Genomic DNA, 18,074 nt, shown 5'->3' on the forward strand with positions numbered 1-18,074 from the left:
TAAAGTTGCAGTTTGAGTGAGTTTTTTGAGAATCCTCTATAGGCCTACTTTCGTAGGCCTTTTGCCTAGAAGTAACTCATTTCTGGGCATAAGTGAGTTGTAGCGCACCGTTAAAATCATCCACATTCAATTTGAATGTTCTCCACGAATTGAATGAAGTTATCTTTTGCAAAGCTCTCTAACTGTTCATTCCAAATTAGACCGACATCCCACGAGCTGCTTTCTCCAGATAGCTCCCAAAAAACAACATGCTCATTCGCAATATGCTTTACACTTGCTGGCAGAATAGCGAAGCCTAAGTTTGCAGATACTAGCGCCAACAGTGTTTGAATATCATCAGCCTCTTGAGCAACAGTCAGTTTTTTCTCATGCTCCGCCAAAAGCATGCTTATTTGCTGGCTTAAACCCATGCCTCTTGCAGGATTTAGCTGTAAATAATCAATGACTTCTAACGAGGACCACAATTGGCTTTGGTCTACGATTTGGCTCCTATGCGTCGCTATCACTAACTGATCTGTTGAGAGCTTTAACCCCCTCAAAGGAGCAATAGTTGGAAGTCGACTAAAGCTGAGCTGAAGTTCTCCCGAAAGCAACGCCTTCGACTGGTTTTGAGATGGTATATCATTGAGCGTGATGTGGATCTCTGGGTAGTGTTGTTTAAACTTTGCAATGTAATCTGGTGCAAGGTGATAAGTAGATATACCAAAACCTATATTGAGGTTTCCTGCAATGCCCTTGGCAACTTGTCGGGTTAGCCCTTTATAAGAATCAAAACTGGAAACCAGTCGCTGAGCTTCCGGTAAAAGAGTCACTCCTGCCGCCGTCAAACTGGCCCCTTGTCTTCCTCTTTCAAATAAAACCACGCCACAAAAAGCCTCAAGACGTTGAATCTTCTTGGTTAAAGCCGACTGAGTAATGTGTAAGTGCTCTGAAGCTACTCGATAATTACCCTCTTGCGCTAATTGACAGAATGCACGTAAATCACCCAAATCCATTCCAATTGCTCATTGTATGTGAGAAATATATTCATTATACGGAATCGAATGAGGTTTTTAAGATGATGGATATTCACTAAGGAAAAGGATCCGTCATGAAAGATATCCGTGTTGCCACTGTTCAATTTAACCACCATGCGAACGATAAAAACTACAACTTATCGATCATTCAAAGTTATGTAGAACAGGCGGCTAAACAAGGAGTAAAAATCCTTGTCTTCCCTGAAATGTGCGTTACTGGTTACTGGCATGTTTCAAGACTGCAAAAGTCACAGATCGATGAGTTGTCGGAGTCCATACCGCAAGGAGAAACTTCTCAACGCTTGCTAGAAATGTCTCGAAAATATCAACTCAGCATCGGTGCAGGTCTGATTGAAAAAGACAAGGACGGAAATCTTTACAACTCTTATGTCATGGCAATGCCTGATGGTCAGATAGCTAAACACAGAAAGCTGCATACGTTTGTCAGTGAACACATGAAAAGTGGTAGTGAATACACTGTATTTGACACACCACATGGGTGCCGTGTCGGAATCCTGATTTGCTGGGACAATAATTTGGTCGAGAATGTTCGAATAACTGCATTAAAAGGAGCTGATATCCTAGTTGCGCCTCATCAAACAGGTGGCACGAACTCTCGCAGCCCTAATGCGATGGGGTTGATCGATCCCCAGCTTTGGCATAATCGTAAGCAAAACCCAGATTTAATTCGTTCTGAAATGCAAGGCTCTAAAGGAAGAGAGTGGTTGATGCGCTGGCTACCCGCACGTGCCCATGACAACGGCATGTTCCTGATCTTTAGTAACGGCGTTGGGGTTGATATGGATGAAGTCAGAACGGGTAATGCGATGGTGCTCAACCCCTATGGCGATATTCTCGCTGAAACTGACTGCGTTGATAATGATATGGTTATTGCCGATCTCAATGCGAAAGATCTGAATATGTGCACAGGCAGACGCTGGATCAGAGGTCGTAGACCCAACCTCTATACACCCTTAACGATGGAAGGGAATGAGTTGACGCCTTATCAGGCAAGATTCTCGAAGCAGAAATAAATGGTGTATCTTATTGAACAGTCGCTAACGAATAATACTTTGGCGACTGTATTGTTTCTAAAGAGCCCCTAACAATCTTTAAAGCACCTCTGTGTTACATGCCCGCCAGCACACCTGTGCACAACTCCGATCTGGTGAACATAGTCAACATAGGATCTGTTAGGGTGGGAAAACATATGGAAAAGCAATAGCCTACTGCCCTAACCCTCTGATTTTTAGCCAAGTATTCATTTGCCTTGGTGACACATCAGCGATTAAAAAACTGCAAGTACATACAACGCAAGGATATACTCTAGATGTCTATCCAACACAGAAAAACAACATGGCGAAAGAAACCCGCAATATTCAGTCTGTCGAGCGCACCTTTGCCATTCTTGAGGTGCTCTCTATGCATCAAGAACCGCTTTCTCTGCAAGATATCAGTCAACAAGTAGAGTTGAGTAAGACCACGGTTCATGGGCTACTAGCAACGCTGTGCTCGCTGGGGTATGTCACAAAGAGCAAACATAGCTACAGTCTCGGTCTGCGTTTACGCGAGCTCTCTAAACCACTCGAGCAAAAAGATGAAACGATTAGAACCCACTTCTCTTCTCTACTGCGACGTATGGCGGACCTAACCAATAACACCGCTTATCTAGCAGTTAAAAGTGGCGCGCAAGAATATTTATATATTGATGCGATAGAACGCAACAATCCGCTTACCATACGCAGCCCGCGAGGCCAGCGTGAAGGGCTTACCTCTTCTGCTATTGGTAAAGTGTTCTTGGCGTTCGATGACGATCTATTGCGTGAGTTACGTACCAAAGAGCAAATCAATAATCCGCTTGAGCAAGAGCTACTGAAAGTAAAACAACAGGGTTTTGCACTTGATTTAGAGCAAGCAGAGGCGAACCTCAATTGCTTGGCAATCCCACTATACATTGATGGTAGCCTAGCCGCTGTCGCAGGCATTAGCGGGCATTCAAACGAGCTCGATCAACCTCGTCTTGAGCACTTTGCTTCGGTATTCCTCAGTAAGTAACTCTGTTCTTAGCAACTAAGTTTAGATTCGACAATGTCGAATTTGGGTGGATATTCTTCTTTATTAAATACTATTAAGAATAAGGCGTTCTACACTTGCGTCATCTCAACAGATGAGGAAGAAAAATGTCTACTGTACTTATTACCGGTGCAAATCGTGGTCTTGGTTTAGAGTTTGTTCGTCAGTATCTTGATAAAGGCTGGAAAGTGCTAGCAGCTTGTCGTGCTCCGCAACAAGCAAGCCAGTTGCTTGAGCTGTCGACTGTAGGTCATGTTGAGCTACTAAAGCTTGATGTGACTTCAGAGAAAGACATCAACGAACTCGGGAAAACCCTTGAAGGTCGAGCAATTGATCACCTGATCCTAAACGCTGGTGTACTGGGTGACGAGTGTGCAAAACTGGGTGAAATGACCCAATCAAAATGGTTAGAAGTTCTGAATGTTAACGCCGTAGCGCCTGCTCTGCTTATTCAAGCGTTAAGAGAAAATGTAGCTGCCAGTGAGCATAAAACCATCGTTGGTATTTCGACTCGCGTTGCAAGTATCGGTGATAATGGTTCAGGTAACATGTACAGCTACCGCACATCAAAAGCAGCACTTAATCAGATCCTCGTATCGGCAGCAAAAAACCTAGCAGAGCAAGGTGTTAAAACCGTGGCTGTTCACCCTGGCTGGGTACAAACTGACATGGGCGGCCAAGACGCGACATTCACACCACAAGAAAGTGTTGCTGGAATCATTAATGTTGCCGAATCTATAACGTTAGAGACTTCAGGCACTTTCCGCGTATTCGATGGTTCAGCGATTGAGTGGTAACCCATAAAGTAAAAGCCCCAAGCGATAACATTGGGGCTTTGATTAGCATAATGGTGCTGTTTCTTCAGCTTCTCATGTCAAAGTGGGTAATGAAAACCAACGCCACAATCATCCCTCCGAATACCACCACTTGGTCAGGCCCGACAACAATAGCCATAATCAGATTAGAAAAGTATGCCAAACAACCTCACTGTGATTTGTGACGCTTGGTATCGCTGGTAAAAGGGGCCAAACCGTGCCACAACCTCAGTCTGCAAGGTTTTGGACAAAAATGAGTTAGTACAGATACTTAACTCGATATATTTTGCATAATCTTGCGTACAGAAAAACCTCTTATGAAAGAGCCATATCAACTCATCCACTACAGATTGGAACTTGTTGTTAGTACGGCTATAGAATCACTCCCAGAATCCCACCAAAACACTCTATCATTCACTAAGCCATAAAGCGCAGATATTGGGAATAGAGAAACCCCTAAAATAGATAATATAACCCTCTTAATCGCCATCGTCGATGTCATTTCACCTTCTATAGCTACAACATTGAATCCAAAAATTAATTGACCAAGAGTAGGCTTACATTTACTTGCATAATAATAAAAATAATATGCAACATAAACAAAATAGAACAATATACTTAACGCAATAAACCAATAGTCACTATCACGGAGGTAATCTCTTCTAAAAGTCCAACTAAAGTTACCAGTATGGTAATACTCAACAAGAACCATTATCACTGACGCAATTGGAGTAAAAACGGTCAATAGAACGAAGAAGTCTAACATAAATGACGCGAACCTCCTCAATAAACCTGCAGGAGCTTGTGTATTAAACGTAGCTAGTCTAGGCACCTTTACTATAACAACAATTAACATTACTCCAGTTAATATAGAAACAATAGAAGCAGATGCACTAATGATACAATTCATACCTATACATTTGGCACCAAATCCAGCATCTACAGTTGAAAAGTAGCTAGAAAATGAAAAACAAGCAATTACTGCAAATAGCGCAAAAAACCTAACCATAGCATTACCAAAAAACAACATATAACAATAAATATAAATTAATTCTCACAAGCTAATGTTATCATGATCAGTAAAACTTTTAAATATCCACTACTAAACACCAAATAAGACTTTGTTACACTTCATACACTTATGCCTATAATTCGCTACAAAACAACTAACAGGAAGCCATAAAGAATGGAAAAGTACGCAGCTAACTAGCCAAGTTTTGTTAATCTCTTAGTAATTTACCTTCACCGAAAACACTAAAGTACTCTATATGTTTCGGATCGCCATCATCATACCAATTGTGAACGGTTCTGGTGACAGCTAAAGAGCCTGAATTTTCTTGAGTTCGGGAAAATGAGTACCATATTCGTTCTACCCAAACTCCACCCTCACGAGCAATAATTACATGCCAGCCAAGAGTATCAGATAGATAACTAGTTTGACCGTCCAATATTTCCCATTCCTCGCCTGGAGAGCGTTGAATCTCAACTTTAGCAGAGTTTCTTTGTACGGAAATTCTAACCGCGATTTCTTGATTAATAGGCTCATTTACCAAGTCAAGAAATGCTTGAGATACGTGTTGAAGAGTGTACTTTCCTTCCCATACTCCATCCACAGAAGAATAATTACTGATTTCAAGAAATCTCTTTTCGTAACTTGAACCCTTTTGGTCTTCACTAGCAGAAATAGAGAGGGGTACAAGCAACAGTAACAACAAATATTTCACAATCAATCACCTGAGTGGTTTGTGTTCAAAATTAGCTCCCTGACAAAGGAGGAAGCAACTTAAATATAAATACGATAGGTAATTTATATACTTATCATTGCACAAAGCAGTGATCACTGCCAATCTCCACCGATTCTACAGACACTATCGAGGTGTAAGCAAAACTAAGTCATGTTAAGTTCGTATCGCAACTGTGCAGCTGCTAGCGCGAAACGGGAGCGTACTTTGTATAAAAACATCATTGCAATTGAGCTTAAACACAATAGAAGCTGTGGCTTTAAGCTTTCACTTAACGCGAGTATGATGAAGATGCGCTAAGCACTCAAACCCGCAGGGAGCGAATATGTCGACGATTTCAACCTCCAAAGAGGAGCTTCAACAAGCCATTATCGATATCTTCAATAAACTAATGGTAGATTATGACTCAATCCCCGAAGAGTGGGCTAAAAAAGTTGGCGTTGAAGGTAATATCAAAGGAACTGAAATTACAATATCTGACACAGTAGCGTACTTAGTTGGGTGGGGAAATTTGGTTCTCAAGTGGCAAACACTCTCAGAAAATAACGAGAAGATTGATTTCCCTGAAACAGGGTTCAAATGGAGCGGGCTTGGTTTGCTTGCCCAACATTTTCATCGCCAATATGACAACGTGCCCTATCGAGATCTATTGAATGAACTCGACAATACTGTTACCAAAATTTTGCAGCTCATTTCTCGCTTAGATAATGGTGTTCTGTATGGCGAACCATGGTATGAAAATTACACTCTAGGTCGCATGATTCAGTTAAATACATCTGCACCAATGAAAAACATGCGGACTAAAGTTCGACGGTTTAAGAAGCAAAATAACATTCGATAGTTCTTTCTGAGTGTGCTCAGACGTAACCAGGTGTTTGTCTGTGGCGGTTCTAATTGGAAAAGTACGCCTACTCGGAACAACATGTATTAGGAAGTCGAACGCCGCTGACAGAAAGGGATTACCCTATGTTTCAAGCTGTGCCGTAATACTTCAGAACAATTTCAAATTAAGATCCAAAGGGCATTCTGTCTTTATATTTCTTCTGATATAGAGCATATTGGACCGGGCTAAATATAAGCCAAACGCCCTAACCTACTACACATTCATTACTCAATGCCAATCTATGGACGAGCCATAGGCTTAAGGCTGGTTACAGAATCACTCATCATGAAGTGTTGTGCTTTGCTAGTCATCGAGTTTGTCTCGCCGCTGGTCTGCCAAGCTGCATTAGCGTCGGTTGCCGAGATAGCGATAGCAACAGCGAAGATAGCTAGGGTAATTTTCAGAGTCGCTTTAGTTAACTGTTTTTCAGTAAATGTATTCATTATTAGGGTCTCAACGTCATTCCAGAGTGTAACAATATATTTCTGTCGCGAATTATACGGAGAGATGAGCTGTGTTGAAGGATGAAAATATGATCATATTCGAGATATTGATAACCAAATGGAATTATCAACTATAAGAATACCCAATAATCAGGCTAAGTAACTGGTTTCGTTGCCCATAAAGGATTAACACTCCATTAACCAACGTGGGCAAAGTCTAATCAAACAACCCTTTGGGGTTAGTTGAGATATGAGAGATTGTGCGTCTCCAACACTGAACTGAGCAGTGCCTTGAGCGAGTTACATTGCCAATGCCTTGGCTGATACTTATCCTTGTTTGTAGATAACAACAAGCAATCATGTACTTGTGCCACATCTGAAATGTAGGAACTATTAGTGAACATTGATCACCTTCGGTTGTTTGTGCGCGTTGCCTCTACGCACAACATCAGTCAAGCGGGTAAAGAACTCGGCCTCTCTGCACCCGTTGCCAGTATGCATCTCAATAAACTGGAAGAAAACATGGGAGCAAGATTGATTCACCGCACAACGCGGAGGGTCTCACTCACCGAAGAGGGAGAAGCGCTACTTCCCTATGCAGAGGAGATCATAAGTAGTGTCGATACTGCGCAAGCAGCTGTGGGGAAAGGGAAAGCTTACCCAAAAGGCACGTTAAGGGTGACGGCTCCAGCCTCTTTTGGGCGTATGCACTTGATCCCTGCATTGAAGGGTTTTCTGGCGCAATATGATGACCTCAGTGTCGATATTCGCCTAACGGACTCAATGGTCGACTTAGTCGAAGGAGGGTTTGATGTGGCAATTCGCAACGCGGACTTAAAAGACTCCACGTTAATCGCCAGAAAGCTCGCAACGGATAAACGTATTATGTGTGCATCACCTGCCTATATTGCCGAGCATGGCATACCAAGACACCCTTCTGAGCTTAAACAGCACATGTGTATCAATCAAACGGGTCTTGAGTCTTGGGCTTTCGATACCCCTGAAGGCGTGCAGCACATCAAAGTAAAGGGGAAGATTAGGGTTGACCATGGTGAAGCAGTAAGAGATGCGGCAGCCGATGGCATGGGTATCGCGATGTGTGCTACCTGGATTGCTTATCAACACTTGAGTGATGGTAGCCTCGTCCAAGTGCTGGAGGATTTCAGCTTGGTGGATAATTCTGCGATTTGGGCGGTTTATCCTAGCTCACGATTGCTTGCCCCTAAGGTTCGTGCGTTTATTGATTACCTTTCGGAATACTATGGCACGCCACCTTATTGGGATTAGGTCGGAGCAAAAGTTAGCTGCACCGCGATTTACAACCATGCCTCTCCCTTGTGACGATATAGAGTCCTCTTCTCTTTACTTCCCTCATAAAAAAGCCCACTCCTCGGGAGTGGGCTCAAATCAATCCGAATAACTTAACAATTACTCAGCATCTTTCTCTTTCGCGGCAGCAACCGTAATCGCTAGCTCTTCAAGCGCAGCTGGGTTTGCCACACTTGGTGCGTCTGTTAGCAGACACGAAGCTGCGGTTGTTTTCGGGAACGCAATTACGTCACGGATGTTTTCTGTGCCACACAGTAGCATCACTAGGCGGTCAAGACCGAATGCTAGACCTGCGTGTGGTGGTGTGCCGTATTTTAGAGCATCCAGTAGGAAGCCGAACTTCGCGCGTTGCTCCTGCGCATCAATACCTAGGATATCGAATACCGCAGACTGCATCTCAGCGTTGTGGATACGTACAGAACCGCCGCCCACTTCGTAGCCGTTGATAACCATGTCGTATGCGTTTGAGCTAGCCGCTGCAGGGTTCGCCTTCAGCTCTTCTGCGCTCACACCCAGTGGTGAAGTGAATGGGTGGTGCATCGCGTGCAGGTTACCCTCGTCGTCTTCCTCGAACATTGGGAAGTCTACTACCCATAGTGGAGCCCATGCTGTAGTGTCAGTCAGCTCAAGGTCGTTACCTAGCTTAAGACGCAGCGCGCCCATCGCTTCTGCAACGACGTTTGCTTTGTCCGCACCAAATAGGATGATGTCGCCAGACTCAGCGCCAGTGCGCTCAAGAATGCCGTTGATCACCTCTTCATTTAGGAACTTAGCCACTGGAGACTGGATGCCTTCCATGCCAGCAGCGCGATCGTTGACCTTCATCCACGCTAGGCCTTTCGCACCGTAGATGCCAACGAACTCACCGTAGCTGTCGATTTGCTTACGTGTCAGTTTAGCGCCGCCAGGTACGCGGATCACAGCAACGCGACCTTTCTCGTCGTTTGCAGGGCCAGAGAAGACTTTGAATTCAACGTCTTTCACTAGATCAGCCACGTCAACCAACTCAAGTGGGTTACGTAGGTCTGGCTTGTCTGAACCAAAGCGACGCATCGCTTCAGAGAATGGCATGATTGGGAACTGACCAAGGTCAACGTTCAGTAGCTCTTGCCACATGTCGCGAACCATCTGCTCAGTCGTTGCACGCACTTCTTCCGCACTCATGAACGAGGTTTCGATATCGATCTGGGTGAACTCTGGCTGACGGTCAGCACGCAAGTCTTCGTCACGGAAACACTTAACGATTTGGTAGTAGCGATCGAAGCCTGACATCATCAGTAGCTGCTTGAATAGCTGTGGCGACTGAGGCAATGCGTAGAAGCTGCCTTTGTGTACGCGGCTTGGCACCAAGTAGTCACGTGCACCCTCTGGGGTCGCTTTGGTCAGTACTGGCGTTTCGATGTCTAGGAAGCCGTTGTCGTCTAGGAAACGACGCACGAAGCTTGACGCTTTTGCACGCAGCTTGATGCGGTCGCTCATTTCAGGGCGGCGCAGATCAAGGTAGCGGAACTTAAGGCGCTGCTCTTCGCTGTTGTTTTGGTTGAAGTCGAGTGGCAGAACGTCAGCACGGTTGATGATCTCAAGGCCTTTGGCAATGATTTCAACTTCACCGGTTGCCATATCTTTGTTGACTTGGCTCTCTGGACGTACGCGCACTTCACCCGTTAGCTTGATACAGAATTCGTTACGCAGTTGGTTTGCAACTTCGTATGCTTCCGCCATATCTGGGTCAACGACTACCTGAACGACACCTTCGCGATCTCGCATATCGATGAAAATTAGACCGCCTAAATCACGACGACGATTAACCCAGCCGCACAGTTCTACAGTTTGTCCTGCCAGGGACTTGTTCAGGTGACCACAGTAATGGGTACGCATAATGAAATTCCCAATATCTTAAAATTTGTTGATGACTCTCCACCAGCACTCATTTGCCGATGGTTCAAAGTTCCATTTATACGCTGAAAGCCCGATGAAATCGACCATTCAGTTTACAATTTGGTGTGTTTTATACCGAACTGGTAGCAATTAGCTTATTAAGTGTGCAAAAGCCTACCAGAAAGGCAAAATTTGCCGCGATTATACCGATAATTGATGAGGAGATATAGAGCCGATGAGGGGTGAAAAGCAGGTCGATATGACGTAGATTAGGTGAACCATTCACAGAGTGAAACCAAATGAAAGACTATCCGCTCAGACTTGGCCTAACGCTATGGTCACATAACCAGTGGCAGCACACCGTTTACGGCAAAGGCACCAAGCCTGCCGAGCGCTTGGCAAAATATGCGCAGTATTTTCACACTGTGGAGGGCAATACCACGTTTTATGCCACGCCCAACCTAGCTACTGCGCGCAACTGGCGCGATGCGACCCCAGACGACTTTCGTTTTACCTTCAAATTGCCGCAGCAAATCACTCACAGGCAACTGCTGCACAATTGCCGAGGAGAGCTTAATGATTTTCTTAGCGCCATGGCACCCGTAGTCGAAAAAGTCGGTCAATGGACGATACAGCTTCCAGCCTCGTTTGGTTTTGAGCACTTAGAGCAGCTAAAAACCTTTTGCCACGCTTTCCCACGTGAACTGCCACTAGGCGTTGAAGTCCGTCATCCGATATTCTTTGCCAAAGGGCCTGAAGAGCTAGCCCTTAACCATTGGCTTATCGAGCAAAAAATTGACCGTGTGATTATGGACAGTCGCCCGGTGTTCGCCGCCCCGCCCACCACACCGGCGGTCGTCGATGCTCACCAGAAAAAACCTAAGGTTCCGGTCCATGCAATCGCTACGGCCTCCAGACCTATGATCCGCTTCATTGGTCATCCAGAACTGGACGAAAACCTCGACTTTTATACACCTTGGTTGAATAAGATCCCCGCTTGGATATCGCAGGGGATCCAACCCTATTTAATGATCCACACCCCGGACAATGTTCTCGCGCCAGAGCTGGCGCTGTCGCTATATCAGGCGCTGGAGAATACAATGGAAGCCAATAAACTGCCGCCGATAGTTCCTTTGCTAGAGAGCAACGCAAGTTCACAATTTGACTTGTTTTAGGCTTGTACTTTGCCCTAACTCATCAACTGGCCAAAAACGAGGCAAACAAAGACTTAAACCACAACACCGTGCCGTCCCAAAGCTTGCTAAACCAGTTGCCCTCTTCGACAGCCTGAGCGCTGACTAGTGGGTAGCTGACCACCACCTCTTCGTCGTCTGTCCAGATTATTTGACCCACCTCTTGCCCCAAGCCAATTGGTGCCATCAAAGGTTCATTAAGCACAACAGTGCGCTCTAGGGTTCTGCGTTTATTGCGCGGGAAAGTAATATAGGCGTCTTTATCAAAGCCAGCATCAATTTGGTTAATATCGCCTTTCCATACACGAACCTTCGACTCGACATCACCTCGGTCAGCAATCTTCACTGTGGTATAAAAGCGAAAACCGTAGCTGAGCAGGTTTCTCGACTGGCTTGCCCTAGCATCTTTGCTATTGGTGCCCATCACCACCGAGATGAGTCGATTGTCGCCGTCGATGGCCGAGCTGACCAAGCTGTAACCCGCATTTGATGTGTAGCCCGTTTTGCCACCATCGACATTAACCGCGTTATCCCACAATAGGCTGTTGCGGTTGTACTGTTTGATGTCATTCCAAGTGAACTGCTTTTCGCTATAGATTTGATAAACTTCAGGCACATCTTCAATGATGTTTTTCATCAGCAGCGCCATATCACGCGGGGTAGTTTGAATACCCTCGGCATCCAGACCATGTGAGTTGATAAAGCGGGTATCGTACATACCGAGATTATCGGCCCACTCATTCATTAAACTGACAAACGCGGCCTCACTGCCCGCGACATGCTCGGCGAGAGCAACACAGGCATCATTTCCCGACTGAACAATGACCCCGCGCATTAAATTAGCCACGCTAATTTGATCTTTAGGGGCAATAAACATCTTGGACGACTCAGGAAATTTTTGTGACCAGGCGTTTACGCTCACCGTTACCGTGTCTTGCCAATCCAGACGCTGAGCCAAGATTTCTTGCCCGACCACGTAGGCAGTCATCAGTTTGGTCAAACTAGCCGGCGCTAAGGCGGCATCACCATTTTGCTCAGCGATCACCACCTCAGAGTGATAATCCATTAGCACATACCCTTTGGCACTGAGCTCCGGAGGACTGGGGACATCAATCGCCGATGCGATACCGCTCCAACAAAATAGCAGTGTTACCGTTACCAACAAACGCTTTCTCACAATCCGTTCTCCCTAACTTGACTACTCCAACGTGGCTGACACGCATGGGTAGGACTGAAAAAATCCACTTACAGTTCAATAGATAAGCGCAAAAAATTCCTTTGCTATCTTGAGCATAGTCCACATTACCCGCGGTACAATATTGAAAGGAGAAATGTCCTTTAAAACTTAACCGAGTGGACAAGCAAAAAGTGGCTAAAATGAAGTCATTGAGCAACTTGGATTTTTACCGTAAAATACGCGCCTTTTTTTGCCACTAATAAAAGGTGGTCAGGCTAGTGTACAGCGAGAGTCAGTATGAGTAATAAAGACACGATATTTTCTGCGCCAATCGATAAGATCGGTGATTTCACTTTTGATGAGCGCGTGGTCGAAGTCTTTCCAGATATGATTCAACGCTCGGTACCTGGCTACAGTAATATCATCTCAGCGATTGGCATGCTCGCAGAGCGCTTTGTCAAACCCAATACGCGGGTTTATGACCTTGGCTGCTCGCTTGGCGCGGCTACCTTGTCTATGCGCCGTCATATTCACCAAGAAGGCTGTGAGATCATTGCAGTTGATAACTCACCCGCGATGGTGGAGCGCTGTAAACTGCATGTAAACGCTTATCGCAGTGATACGCCAGTTGAGGTGGTTGAGGCTGATATTCGTGAGATTGAAATCAGTAATGCCTCAGTGGTGGTGCTCAACTTCACTCTGCAATTTCTGTCACCTGAAGACCGCTTTGCGCTACTGGCGAAGATCCATAAAGGTCTGCGCCCAGGTGGCATCTTGATCGTGTCAGAGAAGTTTGTCTTTGAAGACACCGTCTCCAACGAGTTACTGATTGATCTGCACCACGACTTTAAACGTGCGAATGGCTACAGCGAGCTTGAGATCAGCCAAAAACGCAGCGCGATCGAGAACGTCATGCGCCCTGACTCCGTGGCGATGCACAAGCAGCGCTTTGAACAGATCGGCTACTCGAGCTTCGAAGTCTGGTTCCAGTGTTTTAACTTTGGCTCGATGTTCGCCATTAAATAATTCTCTCTTGCTGCTAAGCCCCCTAGCCAAGCAGCAAGTATCACTTTGATGCTAGGGACCACATTCTGATTTTTTGGGTTCAACCACTATGTTTAATTTTGCCAACTTCTACCAATTGATTGCACAAGACACCCGCTTACAGCCTTGGCTCAATACCCTACCGCAGCAATTAACCGATTGGCAAAATGCAGAGCATGGCGACTTCGCGCGCTGGGTTCGTGCCCTGAACAAGATCCCAAGTGGCCAACCTGATCAAATCAATCTGACCGATAAAGTTGAAGTGGGTAACGACACACCAATGCCTATCGGTGAGCTGAAAAAGCTTGAGAACCTGCTGCGTACCTTCCATCCATGGCGTAAAGGCCCGTACCATGTTCACGGTATCCACATTGATACCGAGTGGCGCAGTGATTGGAAGTGGGATCGCGTACTGCCGCACATCACACCACTGAAAAACCGCTCAGTGCTGGATGTTGGCTGTGGTAACGGTTATCACATGTGGCGCATGTTGGGTGAGGGTGCTCGCCTGTGTGTCGGTATAGACCCTTCGCACCTGTTTTTAATCCAGTTTGAGGCGATTCGCAAACTGATGGGTGATGATCAGCGCGCGCACCTATTGCCGCTGGGCATTGAGCAACTGCCGAAACTTGAGGCCTTCGATACCGTGTTTAGCATGGGCGTGCTCTATCACCGCCGCTCACCGCTTGATCACCTTATCCAATTGAAAGATCAGCTTGTTTCTGGTGGTGAACTTATCCTTGAGACCTTGGTTATCGAGGGAGACGAAAACGCGGTGCTGGTGCCTGTTGATCGCTACGCTCAGATGCGTAATGTCTACTTCTTCCCATCCGCGAAAGCACTCAAAGTTTGGCTTGAGCAGGTCGGTTTCGTTAACGTGCGTATTGTCGATGAAAACACCACATCAGTTGGCGAGCAGCGCACCACAGAGTGGATGACCCATAACTCTTTGCCGGACTATTTAGACCCGAATGACCCGAGTAAAACCGTCGAGGGTTACCCAGCACCAAGAAGAGCAATCCTTGTAGCAAATAAGTCATAATTGACAAAAACTTAACTTAACTCTTGCTCTAGCACACATCACAACCAAAGGAAGGCTTTTCGCCTTCCTTTTTATGGGGTAAACTCGCGCTACTCGGGTTTATCAATAACAAACTAAAATGACTTCAAGACTTTTCCCTGCACTCGTAGCCGTTGGCTTATCCGGATGTGCAACGACAGATCACGTCGCTCTCCATGAGCAAACTCTTGAGCAAGTTAAATCATCTCAGCTTGCGATTGTTAACAAAATTAATCGTTTAGAGCTACAAATTTCCAACCAGAGCGACTACATTGAAAGTCTGGAATACGAGATTGCAGAGCTAAACTACACGTGGGATCTGCGTCTTGAAGAGGCAGGGCTTGAGCAACAAGTAGTGCTTGAGACGGAAGAGCAAGAAGTCGAAGTGGCAGAAACTATCGACCTGACACCGAGAGAACCCTACGAGGTAGTACTTGGTGGGGTTGAACGCGTGACTTTTGATAACCTCGAAACAGAGTTAAACGCGCGCGTTGACACTGGCGCTTCAATCTCCTCCCTTAATGCTGCCGATATTGAGCAGTTTGAGCGTAACGGTAAGCGCTGGGTTCGTTTCCACATTGCGGACTCAAAAGGCCAGAAGATTGAGGACGCGTCATCTGAGCCAGTAAAAGTAGAAGCACCGGTGGCTCGAATGGCAAAGATCCGTCAATCGAGCAATGCAGACAGTGAGCGTCGTTATGTGATTGACCTGTGGGTGCGTCTAGGTGACATCCACGAGAAAACACAATTTACGCTCGCCAATCGCTCTCATATGACTCATCCAGTGCTGCTTGGTCGTGATTTTATTCGTGACATCGCACTTGTTGATGTGAGCAAAGATTACATTCATACGGAACGTAAACAACAATAACAAGGTAACTTATGACGTCTAAAATTCCATTCTATATCTCTGTCGTCCTGTTGGTTACGGCTGGGATTGTACTTAGTGTGCTTAGACACCAAACCTACGGTGTGCCCTGGACGCCCGGGGAGACACGTCAAGTATGGGATATCGAAGCACGTATCGAGTTTTCTGGTAAAGGTGAGCCAATTAAAGCCTCACTCGCCGCACCACATACTCAGCCTGGCTATACGTTGATCAGTGAATCAGCATCGTCTCAGGGCTACGGTGTTTCTTATCTGCAGACCGATGCAGGTCGCCGTGCGGAGTGGTCAATTCGTGAAGCCACTGGCCCGCAGACCATCTACTACAAAACTCAGTTCTTAGTTGACCCGAATGCCGATGTCGAGCCTATTCCACCGCAAGGTGAGCGTGGCAAACCAACCTTCAGCGGTCCTGTTGAAGCCGCTGCACTAGCTTTGATCGACCGTTCCAAACAGCGCTCTGCAGACGACATTACCTTTACTCGTGAATTGATTAAGTCGCTTAACGACAGTGACAGTCAAAACGCCGCACTGATCCTCAACGACATGCCTAAAGTCGAAGCGGTTGATAAGATCCTCGCTTATGCCGGTGTGCCGAGCAAAATTGCCGGTGTGATTGAGCTTGAAGACGGCCGCCGCCGTCAAAGTATTCAGCCAATGAACCAGGTTTGGGATGGCAAGCAGTGGCAGCTGTTTAACCCACAGTCTGGCGTTCAAGGAATGGCGCCAAATATTCTGATTTGGGACGAATCGAATGTCTCGCTTCTGGATCTGATTGGTGGCAGTAACAGCCAAGTCCTGTTCTCTATGATTGCCCAAGAGGTCTCAGCTCAGACGGCAACCAACAATAAAGTCGACGCCGATGGCCTGCTAAACCTCTCGATTCACAGCCTTCCGCTGGAAGAGCAGGCAATGTTCAAGACCATCATGCTGATCCCGATTGGCGCCCTTATTGTCGTGTTCTTGCGCGTGATCATCGGTCTAAAGACCTCGGGTACCTTTATGCCCGTTCTGATTGCGGTAGCGTTTGTTCAAACCCAGCTTGTGACGGGTATTGTCGGCTTCCTACTAATTGTCGGTACTGGCCTTGTAATCCGTAGTTACCTTTCACGGCTTAACTTGCTGCTGGTTGCTCGGATCTCGGCAGTGATCATCACGGTAATCATGATTATCTCAGTGTTTACCGTTGTCGCCTTCCGTATCGGCCTAACTGAGGGCTTATCAATCACCTTCTTCCCAATGATCATCCTGTCATGGACGATTGAGCGTATGTCAATCCTGTGGGAAGAGGAAGGCGCTAAAGAGGTTATGCTCCAAGGTGGTGGCTCACTATTGACCGCTGTGCTTGTGTACTTGGCGATGACCAACAGCTATGTCCAGCACCTAACGTTTAACTTTATCGGTCTGCAGTTTGTTGTACTTGGCGGAATCTTGCTCCTTGGTACTTACACTGGCTATCGTCTAACTGAGCTGCGTCGCTTCAAACCGCTAACGGAGGACTAAACGATGTTTTCACGTTTAACCTCACCCGGTAAACTGCGCGCCAAAGGGATCATGGGCATGAACCAACGTAACCACAGTTACATTGGCCGCTATAACGATCGCTCTAAATACCCTTTGGTGGATGATAAGCTTAAGACCAAGATCATTGCTGAAGCTGCTGGGTGTACCGTGCCAAAACTGATTGGCACCATCTCTACCCAGGCGGATGTAAAGCGAATCCACAACATGGTCAAGGAGTGGCCGGGCTTTGTGATCAAACCTGCTCAAGGTAGTGGTGGTAAGGGCATCCTAGTGGTTATTTCTCACCAGGATGGCGTCTACACCAAGCCCTCTGGCTCTACCATCAATGAAGAGGATGTTGAGCGCCATATCAGTAACACGCTTGCTGGCCTGTTCTCGCTCGGTGGTAAAAACGACGTGGCCGTGGTGGAGAACTTGATTAAGTTCGATGACTGCTTTGATGGCTACAGCGTTGAGGGTGTGCCTGATGTACGGATCATCGTGTTCAAAGGTTACCCTGTCATGGCCATGATGCGCTGTTCAACCACCGCTTCAGATGGCAAAGCAAACTTGCACCAAGGCGCCGTCGGGATAGGCATTGATATCGCCACAGGGCGCGCTGTCCGCGCAGTACAGTTTGACCAACCGGTTGAGCACCACCCAGACACTGGTCAAGAGCTCAGTCAACTGCAAGTCCCACACTGGGAGCGTCTGCTTGAACTTGCTGCGAGTGCCTGGGAGATGACTGGGCTTGGTTATATGGGCACTGATATGGTTCTGGATAAAGAAGAAGGACCAATGGTACTGGAGCTCAATGCTCGCCCGGGATTAGCAATACAGATTGCCAACGGCAGTGGATTGTTGCCGCGATTGCAGCATATTGAGAATCTTGAGCTCCCCGCGGAATACCCGAAACCCAAAGAGCGGGTCGCCTACGCTGCTAAGCAGTTTGGTGTCTTCAACAAGTAAGTCAGTAAACAGCAAAAATGCCGCCCTCTCATCGGGCGGCATTTTTATTTATACTAACAATCGA

The 18,074-nt window shown here is 46.4% G+C and carries 17 protein-coding genes; 11 read left to right on the top strand and 6 right to left on the bottom strand.

Going from position 1 to position 18,074, the window contains the following annotated elements; genetic code table 11:
• Positions 1–116: 116 nt before the first annotated feature.
• Positions 117–995: a LysR family transcriptional regulator gene (locus ACSTTG_RS11460; protein ID WP_438474914.1), complete on the bottom strand. Its 879-nt coding sequence runs from the start codon at positions 993–995 to the stop codon at positions 117–119.
• Between the two features lie 95 nt (positions 996–1,090).
• Here ACSTTG_RS11460 and ACSTTG_RS11465 point away from each other — a divergent pair, with 95 nt between their 5' ends.
• The 3 genes from ACSTTG_RS11465 (at position 1,091) to ACSTTG_RS11475 (ending at position 3,886) form a co-directional block, all read left to right on the top strand.
• A complete protein-coding gene (locus ACSTTG_RS11465; RefSeq protein ID WP_438474915.1) occupies positions 1,091–2,050 on the top strand; it encodes a nitrilase family protein in 960 nt (319 codons plus the stop codon).
• A gap of 322 nt (positions 2,051–2,372) precedes the next feature.
• Positions 2,373–3,071 carry an IclR family transcriptional regulator gene (locus ACSTTG_RS11470; protein WP_438474916.1) on the top strand — a complete coding sequence of 233 codons (699 nt, stop codon included), beginning with the start codon at positions 2,373–2,375 and terminating at the stop codon, positions 3,069–3,071.
• A gap of 125 nt (positions 3,072–3,196) precedes the next feature.
• Positions 3,197–3,886, top strand: a complete 690-nt coding sequence (locus ACSTTG_RS11475; protein ID WP_438474917.1) for an SDR family oxidoreductase — start codon at positions 3,197–3,199, stop codon at positions 3,884–3,886.
• 361 nt (positions 3,887–4,247) lie between these two features.
• Here ACSTTG_RS11475 and ACSTTG_RS11480 read toward each other — a convergent pair whose 3' ends face one another.
• Positions 4,248–4,913, bottom strand: a complete 666-nt coding sequence (locus ACSTTG_RS11480; protein WP_438474918.1) for an RDD family protein — start codon at positions 4,911–4,913, stop codon at positions 4,248–4,250.
• 211 nt (positions 4,914–5,124) lie between these two features.
• A complete protein-coding gene (locus ACSTTG_RS11485; RefSeq protein WP_438474919.1) occupies positions 5,125–5,628 on the bottom strand; it encodes a hypothetical protein in 504 nt (167 codons plus the stop codon).
• A 343-nt stretch (positions 5,629–5,971) separates the two neighbouring features.
• Between ACSTTG_RS11485 and ACSTTG_RS11490 the strand changes: the two genes are divergently transcribed.
• Positions 5,972–6,487: a ClbS/DfsB family four-helix bundle protein gene (locus ACSTTG_RS11490; RefSeq protein ID WP_438474920.1), complete on the top strand. Its 516-nt coding sequence runs from the start codon at positions 5,972–5,974 to the stop codon at positions 6,485–6,487.
• Between the two features lie 281 nt (positions 6,488–6,768).
• Here ACSTTG_RS11490 and ACSTTG_RS11495 read toward each other — a convergent pair whose 3' ends face one another.
• Complete coding sequence (locus tag ACSTTG_RS11495) at positions 6,769–6,972, bottom strand: hypothetical protein (protein ID WP_438474921.1); 204 nt, start codon at positions 6,970–6,972, stop codon at positions 6,769–6,771.
• A gap of 396 nt (positions 6,973–7,368) precedes the next feature.
• On the opposite strand from ACSTTG_RS11495, the gene ACSTTG_RS11500 reads away from it, so the two are divergent.
• Positions 7,369–8,259, top strand: a complete 891-nt coding sequence (locus tag ACSTTG_RS11500; protein WP_438474922.1) for a LysR family transcriptional regulator — start codon at positions 7,369–7,371, stop codon at positions 8,257–8,259.
• Positions 8,260–8,400: 141 nt separating this feature from the next.
• On the opposite strand, the gene aspS is transcribed toward ACSTTG_RS11500, so the two are convergent.
• On the bottom strand, positions 8,401–10,179 hold the full coding sequence (gene aspS, locus ACSTTG_RS11505) for an aspartate--tRNA ligase (protein WP_438474923.1): 1,779 nt from the start codon (positions 10,177–10,179) through the stop codon (positions 8,401–8,403).
• Positions 10,180–10,478: 299 nt separating this feature from the next.
• Between aspS and ACSTTG_RS11510 the strand changes: the two genes are divergently transcribed.
• Positions 10,479–11,354 (top strand): DUF72 domain-containing protein, encoded by an 876-nt coding sequence (locus ACSTTG_RS11510; protein ID WP_438474924.1) that lies wholly within the window; start codon positions 10,479–10,481, stop codon positions 11,352–11,354.
• A gap of 22 nt (positions 11,355–11,376) precedes the next feature.
• On the opposite strand, the gene ACSTTG_RS11515 is transcribed toward ACSTTG_RS11510, so the two are convergent.
• Positions 11,377–12,534, bottom strand: a complete 1,158-nt coding sequence (locus tag ACSTTG_RS11515; RefSeq protein ID WP_438475026.1) for a D-alanyl-D-alanine carboxypeptidase family protein — start codon at positions 12,532–12,534, stop codon at positions 11,377–11,379.
• Positions 12,535–12,846: 312 nt separating this feature from the next.
• On the opposite strand from ACSTTG_RS11515, the gene cmoA reads away from it, so the two are divergent.
• From cmoA to ACSTTG_RS11540, 5 genes are all read left to right on the top strand, one after another.
• Positions 12,847–13,575 (top strand): carboxy-S-adenosyl-L-methionine synthase CmoA, encoded by a 729-nt coding sequence (cmoA, locus tag ACSTTG_RS11520; protein ID WP_438474925.1) that lies wholly within the window; start codon positions 12,847–12,849, stop codon positions 13,573–13,575.
• An 88-nt stretch (positions 13,576–13,663) separates the two neighbouring features.
• The gene (gene cmoB, locus ACSTTG_RS11525) at positions 13,664–14,635 is read left to right on the top strand and encodes a tRNA 5-methoxyuridine(34)/uridine 5-oxyacetic acid(34) synthase CmoB (protein ID WP_438474926.1); all 972 of its coding nucleotides are present in this window, start codon (positions 13,664–13,666) and stop codon (positions 14,633–14,635) included.
• Positions 14,636–14,753: 118 nt separating this feature from the next.
• Positions 14,754–15,524, top strand: a complete 771-nt coding sequence (locus ACSTTG_RS11530; protein ID WP_438456978.1) for an ATP-dependent zinc protease family protein — start codon at positions 14,754–14,756, stop codon at positions 15,522–15,524.
• 11 nt (positions 15,525–15,535) lie between these two features.
• Positions 15,536–17,041 (top strand): inactive transglutaminase family protein, encoded by a 1,506-nt coding sequence (locus ACSTTG_RS11535; protein ID WP_438456977.1) that lies wholly within the window; start codon positions 15,536–15,538, stop codon positions 17,039–17,041.
• Between the two features lie 3 nt (positions 17,042–17,044).
• Positions 17,045–18,010, top strand: a complete 966-nt coding sequence (locus ACSTTG_RS11540) for an alpha-L-glutamate ligase-like protein (protein ID WP_438456976.1) — start codon at positions 17,045–17,047, stop codon at positions 18,008–18,010.
• The last annotated feature ends 64 nt before the right edge of the window (positions 18,011–18,074 follow it).

The sequence above is a fragment of the Vibrio glycogenivorans genome (genome assembly GCF_051660965.1).
In the GTDB taxonomy this organism is placed as follows: domain Bacteria; phylum Pseudomonadota; class Gammaproteobacteria; order Enterobacterales; family Vibrionaceae; genus Vibrio.